This window comes from Mycobacterium sp. UM_CSW (assembly GCF_000455205.1).
Taxonomy (GTDB): domain Bacteria; phylum Actinomycetota; class Actinomycetes; order Mycobacteriales; family Mycobacteriaceae; genus Mycobacterium.
Map to the genome: position 1 here is coordinate 35393 of NZ_AUWQ01000034.1, position 22643 is coordinate 58035.

The following is a 22643-nucleotide window of genomic DNA, read 5'->3' on the forward strand; positions in this document are numbered from 1 at the left end:
TTGACGACCTACCGCGCTCCCGACTCCGAACTCGCCTGGGTGCTCCCATCATCACCGCACGTCCGCGCCAGATCAGTGCATGACCTGGCGATACATCGACAGCCGAGCCGGGCCTTTGCTCAGCTCATTTGGGATCCGGCAGCGAATAGCTGCCGTACGCGCCGAGTGAGCTCCCAATACTCGGGGATGGTCAGTTCCGTGATCAACGACATGATGTGATCGATCTTGTTCACATCAGCCGGCTTCTGACTATTGGCGTCGACCGCAAGCCGATGCAATAGATCGGCGAAATACGCAATTGCGTTGTACTCCGGCCGCTTTCGGAACGTTTCGACCGAGTCATAGCCGAGCCGCTTCGCCGCGACCTCGCGTAGGACAGAGGGTCTCGCACCGCGACGTCCTATTTCAAGGCCGAACAAGATGCCGATAGCCGTGCCCTGCGCGCCCTCGGCATACGACGTGAAAGCGTGTCGAAGCATCCGCTCGATGTCGTCAGCGCTGCCAGCCCCCATCGTCGCCGTCGCGAGCTTGGACAGCTCGGGCAGTTCATCGATGCGCTCCCGCAGCCGGTGCAGGCCGGTCTTGCGAACGATCTTCAGCTCATTGATGAGTGCTCCGCGTCGCTCTTGTTCCGGCATAACCCGATTCTGCCCTGATATCTACCATTCTACGCCCAGAAAATGCGACATCAGCGGGAGGACCATGGATGACGAGGGGATATCGCATTCACTGATGGCCCGAAGTTGACCAGAAAGGACTCACAATGACGTACGAACTGGAGCCGATGAAGCAGCGCAGGCCAGAGTTACCCCCCGCACTACCGCCGTTCTCAAAGGAAGCGCGACAGGTGGCGCAGATGGACCGCCAGTCCATCGTCCGTGCCCGCGAGGACTTCAACCGGGTGCGGGAGCACCTACACCAGCTCGAGCTCAGTCGGCTAGCTGAGAATGCCGAGGCGGACATGCGTGAGGAGTGCACCATCCATGCCATGCGTAACGCACGGGAGGTTGATGACGCCGCGCGACACTTCGAAGGCGGCCGCGAAGGCCTCGCCATGACCATCCGGGAAATGCAGGCGGCCTACAACACCGGCGAGATCGCACACATCGCGATGCGGGGATGTCACCGGTAATGGCTGCGCTTCCCTGCTTCGAGGATCTGTGGAACGGCGTGACCTGCCTGGCGGCCGCACCTCCACCGGTTGACCCGCTGATCGAGCGCCTGCGCCAGATCAGCCAACAGCTCGTCGAGGAAAAGCGGGCGATGGACCGTCGTGCCCAGCAGGTGATCCGTGCGATGCAAGCCGTCGCGTCGGCCGCCGGACAGGACGGGTCGACGGTTCAAGACGATACGAGCGTCGAGCGGTGGGTCGTGACCGAATGATTCCCTACTGCGCAGCCAGTCGAAATGAAGCGGTTCCGAATCATCGGGGTGGACCGTGAATAGCTCGGGACCGGGTCACTTCGTCGACCGGCTCATCGGCTGGTGCTTCAGCATCCTGGCCGCAGCGATCGCGCTCTACTGCGCAGTCAAGCTGCTCGCGGACATCTTGCCGGCGCTGGTTGTTGTGGTCGGCGCGCTCACGCTCATCAGCCTGGTCGTCGGGGCGGGAATCGTTGTGTTCCGCACAATACGAAACCGTTGGTGATTTCATGACATTTCGTATCAAGAACGTCTGTTCCTTTCGGTGTTGTGTTATGTACCAAAGTCATTGAGCGTTGCATCGAAGCAACGCATAGTAGGAATGTGCGCCCGTTGATTTGATTCAACGCTAAGCGCCATTCACCAACTCACCGAATTTACAAAGGGAGGATAGCCATGTCTAAAACAGGACGATCAAACCAACGCCGCGGACCACGCGGCACACGAAAAGCGCAGCGACGCACTGTCGTTCTCGGGGTCAGACGGAAGCCTCCCGATCTGCCCAAGCTCAGTCGGGCAGTCATCGCCATAGCCATGCGCGAGGCCGAAGCAGACGCTGAGGTCAAAGCGGCCATAGCCGACTGGGCGCCGGACGAACTACAAGACGAAGACAATCCTTCAAAAGGATCAGACGTGGAGGTCGGTCATGACTGACCAACTAGACGTTCCGCTCACCGCCGACTCGCTATTCTGGCAGCAGTTCTTCTTTCAGCAGCCGTTCCAGGAAGCGAAAGCCGTTGGTCTGCTCAGGCATTGGGCGGCTCAAGACCATGCACCCCAACTCATCCTTGAGGCTCGTTCGGATGTCACCGGTGTTGAGTACTTAGTTGGCAGCCAACTGCGGCACGCACAACAGGTACGCCGGTCAGTCGAGGACCTCGTTGAGGGCTCGATCGTGACGAGTTACGAACCGGGCGATCGAGAGCAGATCAGCACTGCGCGTCGGCTGCAACTGACCACCACCACGCGACCGCTTGAACCATCAGACCCGGTGGCGGCGGGCCGGTCAATCCTCCACGCCCTCACCGCAGTTCAGCGCGGCGAGCGCATGGTCATTCAAATCGTGCTCGGTCCGCGCTACCAGCCATTGCTCGGTCCCCCAGCGCCAAACCGCGCCGATCAACCGGTTCTTTCGAAGGTGCTCCACGGCGTCCTCCCCGAGCAACGACCTGATTCCCGGCAGGCGTTGGCCCACAAGCTGGGCCAACACGGCTTCCGAGCGGCACTGCGGATTGGCGTCGATGCTGCCACGGCTGACCGGCGTCGTACGTTACTGCTTGGCCTGGCGGCGGCAATCCGGACTGCGGAAGCACCAGGCGTGCACCTAAAGCTCAGACCTGAGAAGCCGCGGGAAATCAACGCCCCACGTTCAACGTGGTCGATGTTCACTCGCTCGCAGCATCTGACAGTGACGGAGGTTGCGCGACTCACCGGTTGGCCCGTGTCCGATCGCGATGAGCCGTTTCCGGGCCAGCCACCACGGCATCCGAAACCTGTGCGACCGAGCGGGGCCGTGCAAACGGGTGAACGCGTTGTGGCAACAGCCAATGCGCCAGGCGCTGAAGGCCCAGTCGGCTACAGCGTCACTGATGCACTCCGGCACACGTGGGTGATCGGTCCCAACGGTGTTGGCAAATCGACGCTCCTGCTCAACCTGATCGTCCAAGACCTTGAGGCCGGTCGGCCGATTGTCGTCGTCGAGCCAAAGGATTTGGTCCGCGACATCTTGGCCCGCGTCCCCGAGCACCGCAAGGAAGACATCGTGCTTGTCGACCCCTTTGACGTGGCGCCAGTCGGCATCAACCCGCTCGACAGCCGCTACCGTGATGGACGCCAACCTGAGGTCGTTGCCGACGCGCTGTTTGGCACCTTTAAGGCAATCCATGGCGACAGCCTCGGTCCGCGTAGTGCCGACATTCTTCGCAATTCGCTCGACGTGCTCGCGCGGCGCGACGACGCGTCGCTGGTGATGCTGCCGCTGCTGCTGACTAATCCCGGCTTTCGCCGCTCGCTCACGCAGCACACCATGCGCGACGACCCCTATGCGGCCGGGCCCTTTTGGCAATGGTTCGACAGCCTTTCGCCGGAAGCCATCGCGACGACCGTCGCACCGCTGAGCAACAAGCTGCGACCGCTCCTGACCAAACAGCTCCGCGCGGTGCTGGCTCAGCGTTCACCGAAGTTCAACATCCGCCAAGTCCTGACCGAGAACAAGGTGCTACTGGTGCCGCTGCAAAAGGGCGTCATCGGCCCCGAAAGCGCGCAACTCTTGGGGGCACTAGTCGTAGCCGAACTCTGGCAAGCCATCCGCGAACGAGCCGGAACATCGGAAGGGACCCGCACGCCGCTCATGGTCTATATCGACGAAGTCCAGGATTACCTGCGCCTGCCAACCGACCTTGGTGATGCACTCGCCACGGCTCGCGGCCTTGGCGCCGGCTTCCACCTGGCGCACCAGTACGAGAAGCAGCTGCCGCCGGCCATGCTGGATGCCTTCCGCAACAACGCCCGTTCCCGCATCTGCTTTCAGCTGCGGCCCGGCGATGCCAAGGAGATGGTGGCCGGTCAATCGGTGCTGAGCGTCGAGGACTTCGGCATGCTGCCCGCGTACCACGTCTACGCGAGCCTGGTACGCGACAACGCCGTGCAGCCGTGGGCTTCCGGTATCACCAGCGCACCGCCGCCCAAAACCAGCGACCCGGACGAGATCCGGCGACTGAGCCGGGAGCGCTATGGCCAACCACTCGATGACATCGAAACCGGCTTCTCCGAACTCCTCAGTGGTGCAGCCAAAGCGGAGAAATCAGATGAGATGGGCGGACCGAAACGGCGACGGAGGCAGGCATGAGACGAGAAGACAACCACGATCATGCCGGTCCAATCGGTGATCCGATCCGCTTGAGTAACAAACCGCCCCTGACCTCAATAAATGACAAGTCAGGGTTGGCGAATGATGGTGCCCATACGGGCACCACACCCCCGAAGCAGACGAAGAAGCGCCGGACCCAGTCCCACGACATTGAGGCATTGCGGGAACGACTGAGCGAACGCGACCTAGCAATACTGCGATCCGTTGCAGAGCACCAATTCCTAACTGTTCGCCAAATCGAAGCCTTCTACTTCGCCGATCACCCATCGGCAACTGGTGGACGACTGGCCCGGCGAGCATTGGCGCGGATGCGTAATCTGCGCCTCCTCGGTGCCACCAACCGGCGGGTTGGTGGCGTCCGCAGCGGGTCCGCGGGCATGGTGCACTACATCGATGTTGTGGGCGATCAGCTGCTCGACGGGCGGTCAGGCAGGGGGTCGCGCCGCTTCTTCAACTGGTCGCAACGATTCGTGCACCACCGCCTGGCGATCGCTGACACTCATCTGGCGCTGATCGAGGCTGATCGGCAAGCGCAGCTTGAACTCGTTGAGTGCTTGGTCGAGCCAGCATCCTGGCGCCGGTTTGTTGGCCTCGGCGGTGCTCGCCTCGCCCTGAAGGCCGATCTTTACATCGAGATCGCGACCACGCCGGGTAGCGACTTCGTCAATCCTTGGTTTGTCGAATTGGATCTCGGGACAGAGAGCATCGCGACGGTGCTGAAGAAATGCCGCGACTACGAGGCCTACCGCCGGACGGGAACTGAGCAAGCTGACGGCAGCGGCTTTCCGCTCGTCGCGTGGAGCATGACCCATCCCGACCCGACCAAGGCCGAGCGGCGGCGGCTTGCCCTCCGTGATGCCATCGACAACGACCGCAATCTGCCCGCTGCACTATTCCGCATCATCGCGCCAGACAAGCTGATCCCGTTGCTAACGCGTGGAGGCGCCGTATGAGTGCCTTCCCCCCAACACAAGTCCCTCGCCGCGAGCTGCTGGTGGGTGACGCCCTCGACCGCCTCCGCGAGCTTCCGGACAGCTCAATCGACATGGCGCTGACCAGTCCGCCGTATTTCCGGCTGCGCAACTACGGGGAGGACGGGCAGATAGGGCTTGAACAACATGTCGATCAGTGGGCCGATCGGCTCGCAGCGATCAGCGCCGAGATTCACCGCGTGCTGGTGCCCACGGGCACCTTCTGGCTCAACCTTGGCGACACTTATGCGACGCACCCCTCACAAGGAGCCGACCGCAAAAGTCTGCTGATGGCCCCGGAGCGGCTCGCGTTGCGGCTGCAGCGAGCTGGTTGGACTGTCCGCAACAAGGTGGTGTGGGCCAAGACCAATCCAATGCCGACCAGCATCAAGGACCGGCTCAACTGCACCTATGAGTTCGTCTATGTCTTCGCGAAACAGCCCAGCTATTTCTTCGACCTTGACGCGGTTCGCCAACCGCACCGCTCGTCCCTGAGGAAGCCGTACGTCGCTGAGCGGCGCGACGCTGAACTATGGCGCGGACCGAATAGCGACACCGCTACCGGCCTCGACGCCATCAAAGCCGCTGGCCGCGTCGGGCATCCACTAGGCAAGAACCCGGGCGACGTCTGGCTGCTTCCCAGCAGTAGCTTCCGCGGTGCCCATCACGCGACCTTCCCAGTTCGGTTGGCCAGCCGAGCGATTCAGGCTGGCTGTCCCGAGGCCCGCTGCACCCGATGCCGGCTGCCGTGGCGACGACGAGTCATCCGCGCCATCGGCGGAACCGCTATCCGAGCAGCGCTGGTACCAACGTGCGAGTGCCGTACTACGAGCGAGCCTGGTCTTGTGCTTGACCCGTTCATTGGCAGCGGCACTACCGCCATCGCCGCCGAGGAGCTTGCACGCGATTGGCTAGGCATCGAGCTCAATCCAGACTTCGCCGCCATGGCAGAGCGTCGGATTCTCGACGCGCGAGGGCGTCGACAGCCGGAAGAAAAAGCAGCATGACAAGCCACAGGCCTCATCGGTGTCATGCGGTCGTTCCCGTAAGCGCACCACGCGCTTACCGGCCGCACAGCACCGAGGAGGTCGCTATGTCCACACCCGATGAGTCAGCCAAAGGCGTGAAGACCCTTGGCATCCGGCTCCAACCCGATGTACATGCGCAATTGAGCTTCATTGCTCAACTGCGTGAGGGCACTATCACCGACGAGATCCAGATCGCCATCACCGGGCACATCGCTCGGTCGAAGGAAGATCCGGAACTCCGAGGCCGCGCCGACGCGGCACGCGCTGAAATCGAGCGTGAAGCCGCCGCAAGGCAGAAGGCCATCGCCAGCCTGTTCACGACGGAACCACCTGGATCTAGCGGTGATTCCGACGACACGGCAGGACAGTCACGGCCGGCACGTCGCGGTCAGAAAGGTGATAGCCCGCCGGAGAACTGATCGGCCTGAACCGAATCAGCACCCCTCCGGAATCCGGGCCGGGGAGCAGATCGAGCCCGATGCTCACTGCTCCCCGGTCCGCACAACCACAAGCCGATAGCCGTAAGGGGCATCGTGGACTGTTTCACAACGAGCGCAACTGCCCGGTCACCCATAGACGCGAGAGAAGGAAATCCTGTCCTTTGCAACAAATTTCGCGTCCAGGCGACGCGGCATTCCGTTGCCCCGATGCAACGAAAATTATAAAATAGAATAGTAAATGCAAAGAGAGACAACGGAAATGAAGCCACAGCAGATAACACGGCTTGCAATACTCATCACTTCAAAGCGAGTGGCTGCTGGTCTTAGTACCAGCGAAGTCGCCCGCCGCGCACACGTCGACAAAGCGACCGTATCCCGCATCGAGCATGGACAAATCTTGAGCCCGAAAGCCAAAAGCCTGCAAGCCATCGGCCACGTGTTGGGCATCCCCGCGAGCGAGCTGTTCGCGATTGCCCCATGGGTGACGCCCCAAGAACTGCCGACCATCCGCCCATACCTGCGTACTAAATACCGAGAGTTACCTCCCGCCGCAGTGCAAGAAATTGAGACCTACTTCAACGACGTCGCGCGCAAGCATGGAATCAGCTTCGATCCCAACGATGGCCCGCTCGACGGCGAAGACGAATAACGATATAGCGCAACGTAATTACCCCGCACCACATAGCGGAAAGGAGGTGGGATCATGTCGCATCAAACTAATCAACGACGCTCGGCCAACGTACTCGGCGCACTTCGAGCCATCATCCCAAACCGGGACAACATCACCTACGCCGAGGCCCTGCGAATCGCCGAACTCCAAGCCAACAAGCTTCTCAACCTGAGCAGGATCACTGAACCTTCTGTGCCATCAGAGGTCATCACGACACTGCCAAATGTGAAGATCGAATTAATCAAGAGCGTCGCCTCGGGCGCCAGCTTCTGGGACAAGCAGCGGCGGACGTGGGTAATCCACTTGTCGCGGTCCGACTCACGCTGCCGCTGCCGTTTCACTCTGGCTCATGAGTTCAAGCACATCATCGACCACGGCAGCCGGCGCATGCTCTATCGCGGTAGCCGAAGAACGAGCGCTGAGACCCAGGCAGAGCGCGTTGCCGACTACTTCGCCGGTTGCCTGCTCGTTCCGCGCCGGTTACTCACGCGTGCCTGGCACAACGGAGTACACAAGACCTGCGACCTCGCAAAGCTGTTCTGTGTCAGCGAGCAGGCAATTAGTGTGCGGCTTCGCCAAACACGGCTGGTTCAGAGAACACCATGCCCGCCCGTCGCGGACAGCACTAACACACCGGAGCCGGAAACATCGCCAGAGGAGACAGCATAGTGAGCGGTCCTGATGTCGTAAACGTTGACAATGCGGTCCTCGATAACGGCGAGGCTCAGGGCGTCAAACGCGCCATCATCTACCTCCGTGTCTCCACTGCGCGCCAAGCATCGAAAGATGGTGAAGCCGAAGGCTATTCCATCCCGGCCCAGCGCACAGCTTGCATCAAGAAGGCCGGTGAGCTCGGGTCTGTTGCGGTCGAGGAGTATGTGGATGCTGGCGCGTCGGCTCGCTCGGCAGATCGGGACGGGTTGCAAGCGATGCTGGCACGTCTGGCGGACGGCTCCTTGCCATCCGTGGACTACGTCATCGTGCACAAGCTGGACCGCCTCGCTCGTGACCGTGCCGACGACGTTGCCATCCTGCTGGGCATCCGTAAGGCCGGTGCGACCCTGGTCTCCGTCTCGGAGCAAATCGACGAAACCCCTGCTGGGACACTGATGCACGGCATTGTGGCGTCATTTGCCGAGTTCTACTCAAAGAATCTGTCTACAGAGGCTCGTAAAGGGCTTGAGGAGAAGGTCCGACGCGGAGGGACGCCCGGCTGGGCGCCAATCGGGTACCTCAATACAACGCAGCGGATCGATGGGAAGGAGATCAAGAGCGTCGTAATCGACGAGGATCGCGCACCGCACGTCCAGTGGGCTTTTGCTCGGTACGCCACCGGAGAGTGGAGCATTTCAGCTCTGCGCGATGCCTTGGAAGAACGAGGACTCAAGACCAAAGACACGACCAAATATGCCGGCCAGCCTTTGAGCCACGCCCAGGTCCACCGCATGCTCACCCAGCCGTACTACCGCGGGCAGATCCGCTTCAAGGGTCTTCTCTTCGACGGCAAGCATCCGACATTAGTAGATGAGATCACCTGGCAGAAAGTGCAAGAAGTCCTTGCTTGCCGGCGCATCGCCGGAGACCGCTCCTGGCGGCATACGCACTACCTCAAAGGCAGTCTGCTCTGCGCACGTTGTGGCGGGAAGATCGGCTATGGCTGGTCCAAAGGCAAGGGCGGCCAGTACGAATATTTCTTTTGCCTAGGACGGCACACGGGCCGCACAGACTGCGACCTGCCCTATCTGCCGGTGAAGGCCATCGAGAAGAAGATTGCGGCCATTTGGTCTGGTATTCGCTTCGCCAGCACCGACCTCGACGGCATCAGGAACCGGGTGACCGAGGACTTCGATCTCATGCTTGCCGAGCAGGAAAGGCTCGCTGCAGAACAGCGGCGCCGACTCATCCAACTGGAACGCCAGAAGAAGAAACTCATTGACGCGTACATGGCGGATGCTATGCCGGTGGAGGACCTCAGACAGCGGCAGACTGCCGTGGCGGCTGAAATCGCTGATGCCAGACGGTTGATCGCGGCATCAGATATACAGAGGGGCATAATCCTAAAGCGACTCGACGGCGTCTTAGCGCTACTTCGAAAGGCCAGAACGACCTACGACAAGGCCGTACCGCAAGAGCGGCAACTCCTAAACACTGCAATGTTCGAGCGGTTCGAGGTAGACAGCCGCGATGACGGCCCAACACGCAACGGCTGGACACCGCAGGAACCTCTCGTTGAGAAAGCAGAACTCACCGAGGTGGTGGATGCGGTCCTCGGCTACCACCCCGACGTTGCCTTGTGTGGGGTCGGCACACCGACGAACGGGACCACCTTAACGACCACGTTGGGCGGCCTGGGACAGTTCAGACGACGGGACCTGGCCGGTATCGTTCGGACGCCGCCGGGACGCCCCAATCGCGCCAAGATCGCCCAGAATCGTCGAAATAATCGGCGGGATCATGCAAGAACCCCCGTCGAACTTACGTTCGTCGGGGGTTCCAACGTGACTCATCTGGCGGTGGCGGAGGGATTTGAACCCCCGGACGGTTTTAGCCGTCTCTCGCTTTCAAGGCGAGTGCATTAGGCCGCTCTGCCACGCCACCGCCCATAAGGGTAACGGGGACTAGTAACGTCGCCGTCATGCGCGCGATTGTCGCCGAATCCCCCGACCAACTGTCCTGGCAAGAGGTGCCCGATGTCACCGCCGGCCCGGGCGAGGTGCTGATCAAGGTCACCGCGGCCGGCGTCAACCGCGCCGACGTGCTGCAGGCGGCCGGCAAGTACCCGCCCCCGCCGGGGGCCAGCGAGATCATCGGCATGGAGGTGTCCGGCGTCGTCGCCGACGCCGGCTCGGGTGTGACGGAATGGCCGGTCGGACAAGAGGTTTGCGCGCTGCTGGCGGGCGGCGGCTACGCCGAATACGTCGCCGTGCCCGCCGGCCAGGTGATGCCCGTCCCCGACGGGGTGGACCTGGTCGACGCCGCGGGGTTGCCGGAGGTGGCGTGCACGGTGTGGTCGAACCTGGTGATGGTCGCGCACCTGGGCAAGGGGCAGCTGCTGCTGATGCATGGCGGAGCCAGCGGCATCGGCACCCACGCGATCCAGGTCGCGCGGGCGCTGGGGGCCCGGGTGGCCGTCACCGCCGGGTCGGCGGAGAAGCTGGAGTTCTGCCGGCAGCTGGGCGCCGAGATCACCATCAACTACCGCGACGAGGACTTCGTCGCGCGCCTGCAGGAAAACGGCGGAGCTGACGTAATTTTCGACATCATGGGCGCCGCGTACCTGGACCGCAACATCGACGCGCTGGCCACCGACGGCCAGCTGGTCATCATCGGCATGCAGGGCGGCATCAAGGGCGAGCTCAACATCGGCAAGCTGCTGGCCAAGCGGGCGCGGGTGATCGGCACCACGCTGCGGGCCCGGCCGGTGACCGGACCGAACAGCAAGACCGAGATCGTGCAGGCGGTGACGGCGTCGGTGTGGCCGATGATCGCCGAGGGCAAGGTCCGGGAGATCATCGGCGCGCGCATGCCCATCCAGCAGGCCGGTGAGGCGCACCAGCAGTTGGTGGCGGGCAAGGTGACCGGAAAGATCGTGCTGACCGTCTAGTCACGGCATTGCGAGTGAGTCCAGGGCGTCGCGTGTGCGCTCACGGCGACGACACGCCGACGAGGGCCGCGCAGTGTGCACACGGAAAAGCCGTGAGTGCACACGAAAAGCCGCTCAGCCCAGCGACGCCAGCGCCCGCACCAGCTGGTCAACCTCGGCCGTCGTCGAGTAATGCGCCAGGCCGACGGTGACGGCGCCGCCGACGTCGTTGACCCCCAGCACGTCCAGCGCGCGGGAGCTCTCGTTGGTGACGGCGAGAATGCCGTTGTCCGCCAAGCGTTGCACCACCCGCTCGGCGGGGACGTCCTGCAACGCGAAGCTGACGACCGGGATCTGCGACTCGGGCCGGCCGATCACCATCACCAGCGGCAGCGACCGCAACGACACCATCAGGTAGTCGAACACCCGGTTCAGGTACGCGGTGGCCGACTGCGTCGAAACGGACAGGCGTTCGCGCCGGCTGCCGCGGGCCGACTCGTCGAGCGACGCGAGGTACTCGATGCTGGCGACCAACCCGGCCAGCAGGCCGAACTGATGGGCGCCGACCTCGAGGCGCGCCGGGCCGACGGCCTGGGGGTCGGACGAGACGGCGCTGAACGAGTTGATCAGCGCTGGGTCGCGAAAGACCATCGCGCCGATCGGGGGACCGCCCCAAGCCAGGGCGTTGACCGCGACGACGTCGGCATCGGTCTCCTTGACGTCGAGCAGTCGGTACGGCGCCGCGGCGGAATGGTCGACCACCACCAGCCCGCCCACTTCGTGCACCAGCTTGGTCATCGCCCGCAGATCGGTGACCGTGCCCAGCGTCGCCGACGCCGACGCGACGGCGACCAGCCGCGTCGACTTCCCGATCAGGCTCTCCCACTGCCAGGTCGGCAGCTCACCGGTCTCGATGTCGATCTCGGCCCATTTCACCTTGGCGCCGTAGCGGTGTGCCGCGCGCAGCCAGGGCGCGATGTTGGCCTCGTCGTCCAGCCGGCTGACGATCACCTCGTAGCCTAGGCCGGCCCGCGACGACGACGCCTCGGCCAATGACGACAGCAGGATGGCGCGATCGGCGCCCAGCACGACACCCGCCGGGTCCGCGTTGAACAGGTCGGCGACGGCCGCTCGCGCGGCCTCCAGCACGGCGGCGCTGCGCCGTGCCGACGGGTGCGCCCCCACCATGGTGGCGGCGGACCGGCGGAACGCCGTCGACACCGTCGTCGCCACGGAATCCGGGATGAGCATGCCGACCGGCGCGTCGAAGTGCACCCACCCGTCACCCAGCGACGGATGCAGTCCGCGCACCCGGGCGACGTCGTAAGCCATGACAGCCACCTTAAGGCTTCCGCAATTTCGCGAAAATTGTGACGGTAGCGGGTGCCCCCTCGGCGATCCAAGCCGCATGGTGGCTTGGCGAGCCGAGTCACCCGGGCGGCCATACTAGTCCAGTGGGACTGTGGACCGGAACGCTGATCGCACTGTTCTTGCTGATCGCGCCGGGTGTGATAGTCGCGCGCATCACGCAGCTGACATGGCCGGTGGCCATCGCGGTTGGTCCTGCGCTGACGTACGGCGTTGTGGCGCTGGCGATTATCCCGCTCGGTGCGCTCGGCATCCCGTGGAACGGATGGACCGCGCTCGCCGCGCTGGCGGTGGTGTGTGTGGTGGCGACGGGTTTGCAGCTGGCGCTCGCCCGCTACCGCGACCCCGAGGCCGAGGCTCGCGGCGTCAGCCGATGGCCCGCGGTGACGGTGGCCGCCGGTGTGCTGTTGGGCGCGGCGCTGATCATGTGGGCCGGCTATCGCGGCCTCACGCACTGGCAGTCCATCCCCAGCACCTGGGACGCCGTCTGGCACGCCAACGAGGTGCGCTTCATGCTCGACACCGGTCAGGCGTCCTCGACCCACATGGGCGAACTCCGCAACGTCGAGACCCACCAACCGCTCTACTACCCGTCGGTGTTCCACGCGCTGACCGCGGTCTACTGTCAGCTCACCGGCGCGGCGCCCACCACCGGCTACACCCTGAACTCGCTGGCCGCGTCGGTCTGGCTGTTTCCCTCCAGCGCGGCCACCCTCACCTGGTTCCTGCTGCGCCCCATCAGCAGCCAGTGGCGCGCCGCAAGCGTGTCCGCCACCGCCGCCGCGCTGTCGGCGTCGTTCACCTCGGTGCCCTACGTCGAGTTCGGCGTCGCGGCGATGCCCAACCTGGCCGCGTACGGCGTCGCGATCCCGACGTTCGTGCTGATCGCCTCGACGCTGCGGCACCGCGACCGCATCCCGGCGGCCGTGCTGGCGCTGGTGGGCGTCCTTTCGGTGCACCTGACCGGGGGGTTCATCGTCATCCTCTTCCTGCTGGCCTGGTGGCTGCTGGACGCGCTGTGGCATCCGGTGCGCGGCCGTCTCACCGACGCGCTGACCCTGGCCGCCGTGGCCGTGCCCACCGCGGCGATCCTGGCGCCGCAATTCCTCGGCGTGCTGCGGCAGGCCGACATCATCGCCGGGCACGCGTTCCCCAGCTTCAAGAGCGTGAAGCAAGGGGTGATCGACGCGCTGCTGCTGCACACCCGCCACCTCAACGACTTCCCGACCCAATACAGCCTGGTGTTTCTGGCGTTCATCGGCATGGCGATACTGCTGTACAAGAGGATCTGGTGGCCACCCGCCGTCTGGGTGGTGCTGACCGTGGCGACGATCTATTCCGGGGCGCCGTTTCGCAATCCGCTCGGCCGCGCGATCGAGGTGTTCAGCCAGTTCTTCTACAACGACCCGCGCCGGCTCTCGGCGGTGGTGACGATGCTGGTGACGCCGATGGCGGGCATCGCGCTGTTCGCGATCGTCGTGGGCTTCGTCGCCCTCGCCAAGCGGCTCACCGAGCGGTTCACCCGCCTGCCCTCCCCGGTCTGGACCGCGGCGACGGCGTTCCTGCTGGTGGCGGCCGTCCTGGTCGCCGGCCGGCAATATCTCTACCGGCACCTGGTGTTGTTCGGCGACAAGTACGACTCGGTGATCATCGACCAGCGAGACCTGATGGCGATGGCGTATCTGGCCAAGCTGCCCGGCGCCCGCAACACCCTGATCGGCAACTCCAACGTCGACGGCACCGCGTGGATGTACGCGGTGGCCGACCTCCACCCGCTGTGGACCCACTACGACTTCCCACAGCAGACGGGTCCGGGCTACTACCGCTACATCTTCTGGATTGCGGCACGCAGGGGTGAATCCGATCCCAAGGTGGTCGAGGCGATTAAAGCGCTCAATATCAGGTACATCCTGACTAGCGCGCCCAACGTCAGAGGGTTTGCCACACCCGAAGGACTAGTGTCTCTGGATAAGTCGAAGTCGTGGACGATGATCTACGACAATGGCGGGGCTCGAATCTTCGAATGGCGCGACGACAGCGCGGCGCCGCCCCCGTAGACGCATAAGAGGATGGTGAACGGATTGACTAACGGCAACGACGGCGCGGACGCCGACGGCATCGAGGTGATCGGCGGCGTCGACCCGCGGATCATGGCGCTCCACGACGCCGACAGTGACGCTGACTCCGACGAGCGCTCCCTCACCGACCTCGTCGAGCAGCCCGCCAAGGTGATGCGGATCGGCACGATGATCAAACAGCTGCTGGAGGAGGTGCGCGCCGCGCCGCTGGACGAGGCCAGCCGCAACCGGCTACGCGACATCCACGCCACCAGCATCCGCGAGCTCGAAGACGGCCTGGCGCCGGAACTGCGTGAGGAGCTCGACCGGCTCACCCTGCCGTTCAACGAGGACGCCGCGCCGTCCGACGCCGAGTTGCGCATCGCGCAAGCGCAGCTGGTCGGGTGGCTGGAAGGGCTGTTCCACGGCATCCAGACCGCGCTGTTCGCCCAGCAGATGGCCGCCCGCGCGCAACTGGAGCAGATGCGCCAGGGGGCGCTCCCGCCGGGTATCAGGTCGGGCCACGGCCCGGGTTCGGGCACCGGCCAATACCTGTAAGCACATGACGCTGCCGGGGCCGGGTCCGCATATCGAGACGCGCGACGCGTGGGTGGAATTTCCCATCTTCGACGCCAAATCGCGGTCGCTGAAGAAGGCGTTCCTGGGCAAGGCGGGCGGCACGATCGGTCGTAACAGTTCCAACGTTGTCGTCGTCGAGGCGTTGCGCGACATCACGATGAAGCTCGAGCTCGGTGACCGGGTCGGTCTCGTCGGCCACAATGGCGCCGGGAAATCGACTCTGCTCCGCCTACTTTCGGGCATCTACGAGCCCACCCGCGGCTGGGCGAAGGTCACCGGCCGGGTCGCGCCGGTGTTCGACCTCGGGGTCGGCATGGACCCGGAGATCTCGGGCTACGAGAACATCATCATCCGCGGCCTGTTCCTCGGGCAGACCCGAAAGCAGATGATGTCCAAGGTCGACGAGATCGCCGAGTTCACCGAGCTCGGCGACTACCTATCGATGCCGCTGCGCACCTACTCCACCGGGATGCGGGTCCGCCTGGCGATGGGCGTGGTCACCAGCATCGACCCCGAGATCCTGCTACTCGACGAGGGCATCGGTGCGGTGGACGCCGACTTCCTGAAGAAGGCCCAGACCCGGCTGCAGCGCCTGGTCGAGCGCTCCGGAATCCTGGTGTTCGCAAGCCATTCCAACGAGTTCCTGGCCCGGCTGTGCAAGACGGCGATGTGGATCGACCACGGCGTCATCCGCATGTCGGGCGGCATCGAGGACGTGGTGCGCGCGTACGAGGGCGAGGACGCGGCCCGGCACGTGCGCGAGGTGCTGGCCGAAACCGCCGGGCAGCCATGAGCGACAGTGTCTTCGCCGTCGTGGTCACCCACCGGCGCCCCGACGAGCTCGCCAAATCGCTGGACGCGCTCAGTAGCCAGACCCGGCTGCCCGATCACCTGATCGTGGTCGACAATGATTTTTCCGGCGAAGGCGCCACGTCCGGCCGCGTCCGGGATCTGGTTGCCGGCCAACCCATTTCGACGACCTACCTGAGCTCGCGCCGAAACCTCGGCGGCGCGGGCGGTTTTGCGCTGGGCATGCTGCACGCGTTGGCGCAGGGCGCCGACTGGGTGTGGCTCGCCGACGACGACGGCCGGCCCCAGGACTCGCACGTGCTGGCGACGCTGCTGGCCTGCGCCGAGAAGTACGGCCTGGCCGAGGTGTCGCCGATGGTGTGCAACATGGAAGATCCGGAGCGGCTGGCGTTCCCGCTGCGGCGCGGCCTGGTATGGCGCAGGCGCACAAGCGAATTGCGCACCGAGGAAGGGCAGGATCTGCTGCGCGGGATCGCGTCGTTGTTCAACGGGGCGCTGTTCAAGGCGTCGACGCTGGAGTCGATCGGCGTGCCGGACCTGCGGCTGTTCGTGCGCGGCGACGAGGTGGAGATGCACCGCCGGCTGGTTCGCTCCGGCCTGCCGTTCGGCACCTGCCTGGACGCGGTCTACCTGCATCCGTGCGGATCGGACGAGTTCAAGCCGATCCTGGGCGGCCGGATGCACACGCAGTATCCCGACGACGCCACCAAGCGGTTCTTCACCTACCGCAACCGCGGCTACCTGATGGCGCAGCCGGGCCTGCGCAAGCTGCTGTTCCAGGAGTGGGTCCGATTCGGCTGGTTCTTCCTGGTGACCCGCCGCGACCCCAAGGGCCTGTTCGACTGGATTCGGTTGCGCCGCTTGGGGCGTCGCGAGCGCTTCGGCAAGCCGGGAGGGACCGCGTGACCTTCATTGACGCCGCCGCGCAGTCGCGGACCTTCACCCGCGCCCGCAACGACCTGGTCGACGGCTTCCGTCGCCACGAGCTGTGGCTGCACCTGGGCTGGCAGGACATCAAACAGCGCTACCGCCGCTCGGTGCTGGGACCGTTCTGGATCACCATCGCCACCGGGACGACGGCGGTCGCGATGGGTGGCCTGTATTCGAAGCTGTTCCACCTTGACCTGGCGGTCCACCTGCCCTACGTCACGCTCGGGCTGATCATCTGGAACCTGATCAACGCATCGATCCTGGAGGGCGCCGACGTGTTCGTCGCCAACGAGGGGCTGATCAAGCAGCTGCCCACGCCGCTCTCCGTGCACGTCTACCGGCTGGTGTGGCGGCAGATGCTGTTGTTCGCACACAACATCGTGATTTACGTCGTCGTCGCCATCATCTTTCCCAAGCCGTGGTCGTGGGCCGACCTGTCGGTCATCCCGGCTTTGGCGCTGATCGTGCTCAATTCCATTTGGGTGTCACTGTGTTTCGGCATCCTGGCCACCCGCTACCGCGACATCGGTCCGTTGTTGTTCTCGGTCGTGCAGTTGCTGTTCTTCATGACGCCGATCATCTGGAACGACGACACGTTGCGGCAGCAGGGCGCCGGACACTGGGCAAGCATCGTCGAACTCAACCCGCTGCTGCATTACCTCGACATCGTTCGCGCCCCGCTGCTGGGCGCCCACCAGGAACTGCGCCACTGGGTGGTTGTGTTGGCGCTGACGGTCATCGGCTGGCTGCTGGCAGCCTTCGGAATGCGGCAGTACCGCGCCCGGGTGCCGTACTGGGTTTAGTCTTTTTGCGATCGGTAGGCACCCGGTCGACGTTTGATGGCGGCATGAACACCAACGCTCACCGCATCAGGCGCGCAGCCGCCGGCACCCTGGTGTCGGGTGGTGCCGCGCTCGCCGCCCTTGGGCTCACCACGGGGACGGCGCACGCCTTCACCTATCCGAAATCGATATGCAACCACCACGCGTGCAGCTATATCTGGTGCCCTGACATGCCCTTGCCGCAGCCCAGCGGCGGGACGCCGGATTGGGACATGAACGCGTGCCACCACTTCATGTTCGGCATCATGAGCCCGAATTCCCAACCCTGGGTCAGCAACGGCGGAGTCAACCGGCAGGTGGCCCCGATGCTCATCGAGGGCGACCCAGGTCCGTAACCCCTTTTTCGCTGTTTGGTCGGACCCGGGCGGATACAGCGACCGACGCAGGCTGGGGAAGTGATCATCGACGCGGCGCGCGCAGATGTGGCCTGTGCGTGGGAGTTCGCGGCCATCGTTGAGTTGGATGCCAGAGGCGCGCCGGACGACGACGCCGATCGGTAGCTAACGTGTGCCGTCTAGTCGCCTGATTTCCGCTTCGACACGCACAAGGTAAGCGTCAACCTCGTCCTGGTTGTATCCACGATTTCCAGAGGGCGGCTTGCTGAACGCAAAGTTGTGGACGTCGGCTGCAGTGGGATAACCAATGCTTGGATTGAGCAGCCTCGTCTGGACGCGGTCAAGAAAAGCGTCAACCTCGTCTTGGTTATATCCGCGTCTTCCCAGGGGCGGCTTGCTAAATGCCACGCTGCGAACAGCGGAAGCCGTTAACCCGCCAAGCGCAGCGTTAGCCATGAACTCGGGTGCGCCCGCGGGCATGCTCGTACTGCGATTGGGCAAGGAGTCGTTGGGTGCTCGAATCGTCGGAGCGGCACGCGCACCGTCCTTTTCGCGGCGCCGAATCCAGACGTACGCCACCGAGAGGCCGGCCATAACGGTCCCGCCGATTAAGGGCCACTTTGCCCCGGTTGACGTAAAGGCTTCGTCGCCACGCACCCGAACATCGACCGACGAGCCGACTTGATAACCATAGCGGTCTCCGTGGATCTTGCCGGTGTGCGACTCTCCGCCGACGTTCCATTTGCCGACGCAATGTTCCCATTTTCGGATGAAGCTCTTACTCCGATTGTGAACTGTGCAGTCGATGACTCTCGCCGTCGTGGGTGTGCCGACACGATACCCGTAGACGTCGTGCGCGCCGAGTCCGAATAAGTACAGCGACGCCGCCCCGCTGATGGCCACAAGTAATAGTTCCCAGGATTTGAGCCGCCGTCGTTTGGGGCGCGGCGCAGCGTGGCTCGGTTGAGACTCAATTCCAGATGAGGCGCCGAAGCCCTGCGCGCGACTCCACCTCGGTCCGGTCGCCTGCCGCTTACCGGAGATATATGGCGGCTGCTGAACTGTGTGATCCTCGCCAGCGGCCACCGACTCAACCTGCTGACGTTCCAGATCGGTGATGCGCTCCTCGGGATCGTCCGCGTCCACAGGCATATGGTCGCACCGGCAGGCCGGGGCTGGGAAGAAATCGCAGGCACCGCCATCGGTCCTTGTGGGGCTGAAGTGTTCTTTAGCCGATCCGTCCCACCACCTGCTCAAAAACTTCTATGCCGGTGCAGTCGGGTGGCGGGATAGTCATGAGCCCGACGGCATCGTGGTGTGTACGCCCCCGTCGGGGCGAGAGTAAGCCACCAAACCCGTTGGCACGCTGCTGTTTCCGGCCCTCGCCGTCCCAACGGGAGCACTAATTGCTGCCGAAGAGTGCAGCGCCGGAGGGAGAACACCGCGGACCCATGATGCCCACCCGGCGACGAACCCGCGCCCAGGAGCGCGCCGCGAGGAACAGCTGGGAGCGCGGCGTGAACGAGGCGCATCGCCGCCAGCTACGAGCTACGGCCCTTCTGACGCGCCAAGAATCTTCCAAGAATCCGTCGAGGCGCCGACCCGACGCTGCACTCATGAATCACATCGCTTTCGACGACGACGTGTACGTCGCCACCATCCATCGCGCCGACACACCGATCGGCCGGGCGGCGCGGTTCCACATGCGCAAGCTGTTCCACGAGTTCCCGTGCTGCCATCGCTCGTGGGCCAATCGGGGCAAGCGTTTCTTCCTGCACGGCTACGAGCGGGCCTTCGAAATCGAATTCGCTTGCGCCGAGACCGAGCCCGGCACCGGCCTGGTGGTGGACGGCAGCGCGATCGCCGAAGTCCGGTCGGCACTGCGATACCAGTTCGACCACACCACCCTGATCGCACGAGACGACCCGCAGCGCGACCTGTTCGAACTGCTGGCCGAGCGGGGCGTCATCGACCTGCGAATCATGGAGAACACCGGCATGGAGGGCTCGGCGGCCTGGGTGTTCGAGACCGCCGAACGGATCGTTGCGCTGGCGACCGGCGGCCGGGTGTGGGTGTCACGGATCGAGGCGCGGGAAAGCCGCAACAACGTGGTCACCCTCACGGCAGGACCGATACGGGCCGCAGGCTGGGCGTGACCGCGCGAAATGAGCGCCCACCAGCAAACGAGGATAGATTCGCCGCACTACTGGGTATGTGTACAACAACCAAGTTTCCCTGCGCGTAAGGTGGCGGCTGCCCTGGTGGTGGTGCAACACTGTAGCGCTACAGGTCAGCAAGTGACGGCAGACAGGATCGGGTCGACTGACGTGAGCAAAAAAGCCAAGTCGGCGGCGGATGAGGCGCGGGAAAACCTCGCCGCGGAGCTGGACCGCCTCAAGCAGCGGCGTGATCGCCTCGAGGTCGAGGTCAAAAACGACCGCGGCATGGTCGGCGACCACGGAGACGCGGCCGAGGCGATACAACGCGCGGACGAGCTCGTCGTGCTCGGCGACCGGATCAACGAACTGGACCGCCGCTTGCGCAGCGGACCGTCGCCCGCGGACGACTCCGAAACGCTGCCCGGCGGCACCGAGGTCACGCTGCGGTTCCCCGACGGTGAAGTCGTCACCATGCACGTGATTTCCATCGTCGAAGAGACCCCCATCGGCCGCGAGGCCGAGACCTTGACCGCCCGCAGCCCGTTGGGGCAGGCCCTGGCGGGCCGCAAAGCCGGCGACACGGTGACTTACACGACGCCGCAAGGGGAAAACCAGGTCGAGCTCATCGCGGTGAAGCTGCCCCGTTAGCCCGCTGCGGGTGGCGCCGGCCCCGATAGACTCGCCGCAATGATCCCGCCGGACCCTGAAGCCGCCCCTGCGCGCCCACACGTGGGTTTGACGACGCAGGTGATGCGCTTCGTCGCTACCGGCGGTATGGCCGCAATCGTCGACTTCGGCCTCTACCTGGTGCTCTACAAGCTGGTGGGACTGCAGGTCGACCTGTCCAAGGCGACGAGCTTCATCATCGGCACCATCACCGCCTACCTGATCAACCGCCGATGGACGTTTCAGGCGGCGCCCAGCACCGCGCGATTCGTCGCGGTCATGGTCCTCTACGCGATCACGTTCTCGGTGCAGGTCGGCCTCAACCACCTCTGCCTGTCGCTTTTGCACTATCGCAGCTCGGCGATACCCGTCGCGTTCGTGATCGCGCAGGGCACGGCCACGGTGATCAACTTCATCGTGCAGCGAGCCGTTATCTTCCGCCTCCGCTGACCGACCTGGCCAGATCGGATGGTCCGCCTCCTCAGCGGGACGCAAGCGTCCCGCATCGTCGCCGAACCAGGCGGTACCCTCTTTGACGATGTTCACCACCAAGCGGCTCGCGGGCTGGGGGCGTACCGCGCCCTCTTTGGCGACGGTGCTTTCCACGCCGGACCCGGAGGAGATCGCGAAAGCCGTGGCCAACACGGCCGACGCCGGCGGGCGCGGCGTGATCGCCCGCGGGCTGGGCCGTTCCTACGGCGACAACGCGCAAAATGGCGGCGGCCTGGTGATCGACATGACCGAGCTGAACACCATTCACTCGATCAGCGCCGACACCAAGCTGGCCGACCTCGACGCCGGGGTCAACCTCGACCAGTTGATGAAGGCCGCGCTGCCGTTCGGCCTGTGGGTGCCGGTGCTGCCCGGCACCCGGCAGGTCACCATCGGCGGCGCGATCGCCTGCGACATCCACGGCAAGAACCATCACAGCGCGGGCAGCTTCGGCAACCACGTGCGCAGCCTGGACCTGCTGACCGCCGACGGCCAGGTCCGCCACCTCACTGGAACCGGTGAGGACTCCGAGCTGTTCTGGGCCACGGTCGGAGGCAACGGTCTAACCGGGATCATCCTGCGGGCCACCATCGAGATGACGCCGACGGAGACCGCTTATTTCATCGCCGACGGCGACGTCACCGCCAGCCTGGACGAAACCATCGCATTTCACAGCGACGGCAGCGAGGCCGACTACACCTATTCCAGCGCCTGGTTCGACTCGATCAGCGCGCCGCCGAAACTCGGCCGCGCGGCGATTTCGCGCGGCTCGCTGGCCAAGCTCGACCAGTTGCCGCCAAAGCTCCGGCGCAATCCGCTGAAATTCGATGCGCCGCAACTGCTTACGTTTCCCGACGCATTCCCGAACGGATTGGCCAACAAATACACGTTCGGGCCGATCGGCGAGTTGTGGTACCGCAAGTCCGGGAGCTACCGCGGCAAGGTGCAGAACCTGACGCAGTTCTACCACCCTCTGGACATGTTCGGCGAATGGAACCGGGCGTACGGTCCTGCTGGCTTCACTCAGTACCAATTCGTCGTGCCCACCACCGCCGTGGAGGAGTTCAAGCGCATCATCCGGGACATCCAGAAGTCCGGGCACTATTCATTTCTCAATGTGTTCAAGCTGTTCGGACCGGGCAATCAGGCCCCGCTGAGCTTCCCCATTCCCGGCTGGAACGTGTGCGTCGACTTTCCCATCAAGCCAGGGCTCAACGAGTTCCTCAACGAACTCGACCGTAGAGTGCTGGAATTCGGCGGCCGCGTCTATACGGCCAAGGATTCGCGCACCACCGCCGAAACCTTCCACGCGATGTATCCGCGCATCGACGAGTGGATCGCTTTGCGCCGCAAGGTCGATCCCCTGCGGGTGTTCGCCTCCGACATGGCCCGACGCTTGGAGTTGCTGTAGATGGTGCGCCA

General features: G+C 64.3%; 24 protein-coding genes and 1 tRNA gene. 20 read left to right on the top strand and 5 right to left on the bottom strand.

All coding sequences use genetic code 11. The features are described from left to right. Positions 1-119 precede the first annotated feature (119 nt). Positions 120-638 carry a hypothetical protein gene (locus tag N415_RS13700; RefSeq protein WP_068182374.1) on the bottom strand — a complete coding sequence of 173 codons (519 nt, stop codon included), beginning with the start codon at positions 636-638 and terminating at the stop codon, positions 120-122. Positions 639-763: 125 nt separating this feature from the next. On the opposite strand from N415_RS13700, the gene N415_RS13705 reads away from it, so the two are divergent. From N415_RS13705 to N415_RS30675, 9 genes are all read left to right on the top strand, one after another. Beyond that, positions 764-1132: a hypothetical protein gene (locus tag N415_RS13705; RefSeq protein ID WP_068182375.1), complete on the top strand. Its 369-nt coding sequence runs from the start codon at positions 764-766 to the stop codon at positions 1130-1132. Continuing rightward, positions 1132-1383 (top strand): hypothetical protein, encoded by a 252-nt coding sequence (locus N415_RS13710; protein ID WP_068182376.1) that lies wholly within the window; start codon positions 1132-1134, stop codon positions 1381-1383. The genes N415_RS13705 and N415_RS13710 overlap by 1 nt, the downstream gene beginning before the upstream one ends. Before the next feature lie 55 nt (positions 1384-1438). After that, positions 1439-1648, top strand: coding sequence for a hypothetical protein (locus N415_RS13715; protein WP_068182378.1), 210 nt, complete (start codon positions 1439-1441; stop codon positions 1646-1648). Between the two features lie 420 nt (positions 1649-2068). Continuing rightward, positions 2069-4270: a type IV secretory system conjugative DNA transfer family protein gene (locus N415_RS13720; protein WP_068182380.1), complete on the top strand. Its 2202-nt coding sequence runs from the start codon at positions 2069-2071 to the stop codon at positions 4268-4270. Beyond that, on the top strand, positions 4267-5244 hold the full coding sequence (locus N415_RS13725) for a replication-relaxation family protein (RefSeq protein ID WP_068182382.1): 978 nt from the start codon (positions 4267-4269) through the stop codon (positions 5242-5244). The genes N415_RS13720 and N415_RS13725 overlap by 4 nt, the downstream gene beginning before the upstream one ends. Further along, on the top strand, positions 5241-6269 hold the full coding sequence (locus tag N415_RS13730; protein WP_068182384.1) for a site-specific DNA-methyltransferase: 1029 nt from the start codon (positions 5241-5243) through the stop codon (positions 6267-6269). The genes N415_RS13725 and N415_RS13730 overlap by 4 nt, the downstream gene beginning before the upstream one ends. Positions 6270-6355: 86 nt before the next feature. Next, complete coding sequence (locus N415_RS30670; RefSeq protein WP_081665239.1) at positions 6356-6709, top strand: hypothetical protein; 354 nt, start codon at positions 6356-6358, stop codon at positions 6707-6709. A 280-nt stretch (positions 6710-6989) separates the two neighbouring features. Next, entirely contained in the window at positions 6990-7379 is a 390-nt protein-coding gene (locus N415_RS13735; RefSeq protein WP_068182393.1) for a helix-turn-helix domain-containing protein, read from the top strand. A 54-nt stretch (positions 7380-7433) separates the two neighbouring features. Continuing rightward, positions 7434-8069, top strand: a complete 636-nt coding sequence (locus tag N415_RS30675) for an ImmA/IrrE family metallo-endopeptidase (RefSeq protein ID WP_081665240.1) — start codon at positions 7434-7436, stop codon at positions 8067-8069. Positions 8070-8749: 680 nt separating this feature from the next. Here the strand turns inward: N415_RS30675 and N415_RS31905 are convergent. Beyond that, entirely contained in the window at positions 8750-8911 is a 162-nt protein-coding gene (locus N415_RS31905) for a hypothetical protein (protein ID WP_161630306.1), read from the bottom strand. Positions 8912-9908: 997 nt separating this feature from the next. After that, positions 9909-9998 (bottom strand) — tRNA-Ser (locus N415_RS13750). Between the two features lie 37 nt (positions 9999-10035). Here N415_RS13750 and N415_RS13755 point away from each other — a divergent pair. Beyond that, positions 10036-11004, top strand: a complete 969-nt coding sequence (locus N415_RS13755) for an NAD(P)H-quinone oxidoreductase (RefSeq protein ID WP_068182402.1) — start codon at positions 10036-10038, stop codon at positions 11002-11004. A gap of 114 nt (positions 11005-11118) precedes the next feature. Here N415_RS13755 and N415_RS13760 read toward each other — a convergent pair whose 3' ends face one another. Then, the gene (locus N415_RS13760; RefSeq protein ID WP_068182403.1) at positions 11119-12315 is read right to left on the bottom strand and encodes a cysteine desulfurase-like protein; all 1197 of its coding nucleotides are present in this window, start codon (positions 12313-12315) and stop codon (positions 11119-11121) included. 122 nt (positions 12316-12437) lie between these two features. On the opposite strand from N415_RS13760, the gene N415_RS13765 reads away from it, so the two are divergent. From N415_RS13765 to N415_RS13790, 6 genes are read left to right on the top strand one after another with little or no spacing between them, the layout of a single operon-like run. Continuing rightward, entirely contained in the window at positions 12438-14408 is a 1971-nt protein-coding gene (locus N415_RS13765; protein WP_068182410.1) for a DUF6541 family protein, read from the top strand. Positions 14409-14420: 12 nt separating this feature from the next. Further along, positions 14421-14966, top strand: coding sequence for a bacterial proteasome activator family protein (locus N415_RS13770; RefSeq protein ID WP_152531377.1), 546 nt, complete (start codon positions 14421-14423; stop codon positions 14964-14966). A 4-nt stretch (positions 14967-14970) separates the two neighbouring features. Beyond that, positions 14971-15780 (top strand): ABC transporter ATP-binding protein, encoded by an 810-nt coding sequence (locus N415_RS13775; RefSeq protein ID WP_068102519.1) that lies wholly within the window; start codon positions 14971-14973, stop codon positions 15778-15780. Beyond that, a complete protein-coding gene (locus N415_RS13780) occupies positions 15777-16703 on the top strand; it encodes a glycosyltransferase family 2 protein (protein ID WP_068182414.1) in 927 nt (308 codons plus the stop codon). Before N415_RS13775 ends, N415_RS13780 begins: the two co-directional genes overlap by 4 nt. Then, complete coding sequence (locus tag N415_RS13785) at positions 16700-17530, top strand: ABC transporter permease (RefSeq protein ID WP_068182417.1); 831 nt, start codon at positions 16700-16702, stop codon at positions 17528-17530. The genes N415_RS13780 and N415_RS13785 overlap by 4 nt, the downstream gene beginning before the upstream one ends. A gap of 44 nt (positions 17531-17574) precedes the next feature. Next, a complete protein-coding gene (locus tag N415_RS13790) occupies positions 17575-17904 on the top strand; it encodes a hypothetical protein (RefSeq protein ID WP_068182420.1) in 330 nt (109 codons plus the stop codon). A 165-nt stretch (positions 17905-18069) separates the two neighbouring features. Here the strand turns inward: N415_RS13790 and N415_RS33220 are convergent, their stop codons facing one another. Then, positions 18070-19050, bottom strand: a complete 981-nt coding sequence (locus N415_RS33220) for a DivIVA domain-containing protein (protein WP_275450755.1) — start codon at positions 19048-19050, stop codon at positions 18070-18072. Positions 19051-19520: 470 nt separating this feature from the next. Between N415_RS33220 and N415_RS30695 the strand changes: the two genes are divergently transcribed. The 4 genes from N415_RS30695 (at position 19521) to N415_RS13810 (ending at position 22632) form a co-directional block, all read left to right on the top strand. Beyond that, positions 19521-20060 carry a 6-carboxytetrahydropterin synthase gene (locus N415_RS30695; protein ID WP_161630307.1) on the top strand — a complete coding sequence of 180 codons (540 nt, stop codon included), beginning with the start codon at positions 19521-19523 and terminating at the stop codon, positions 20058-20060. Positions 20061-20231: 171 nt separating this feature from the next. Continuing rightward, positions 20232-20711, top strand: coding sequence for a GreA/GreB family elongation factor (locus N415_RS13800; protein ID WP_068182422.1), 480 nt, complete (start codon positions 20232-20234; stop codon positions 20709-20711). A gap of 102 nt (positions 20712-20813) precedes the next feature. Continuing rightward, positions 20814-21179, top strand: a complete 366-nt coding sequence (locus N415_RS13805) for a GtrA family protein (RefSeq protein WP_152531379.1) — start codon at positions 20814-20816, stop codon at positions 21177-21179. Positions 21180-21267: 88 nt separating this feature from the next. Further along, a complete protein-coding gene (locus N415_RS13810; protein ID WP_068182426.1) occupies positions 21268-22632 on the top strand; it encodes an FAD-binding oxidoreductase in 1365 nt (454 codons plus the stop codon). Positions 22633-22643: the final 11 nt, after the last annotated feature.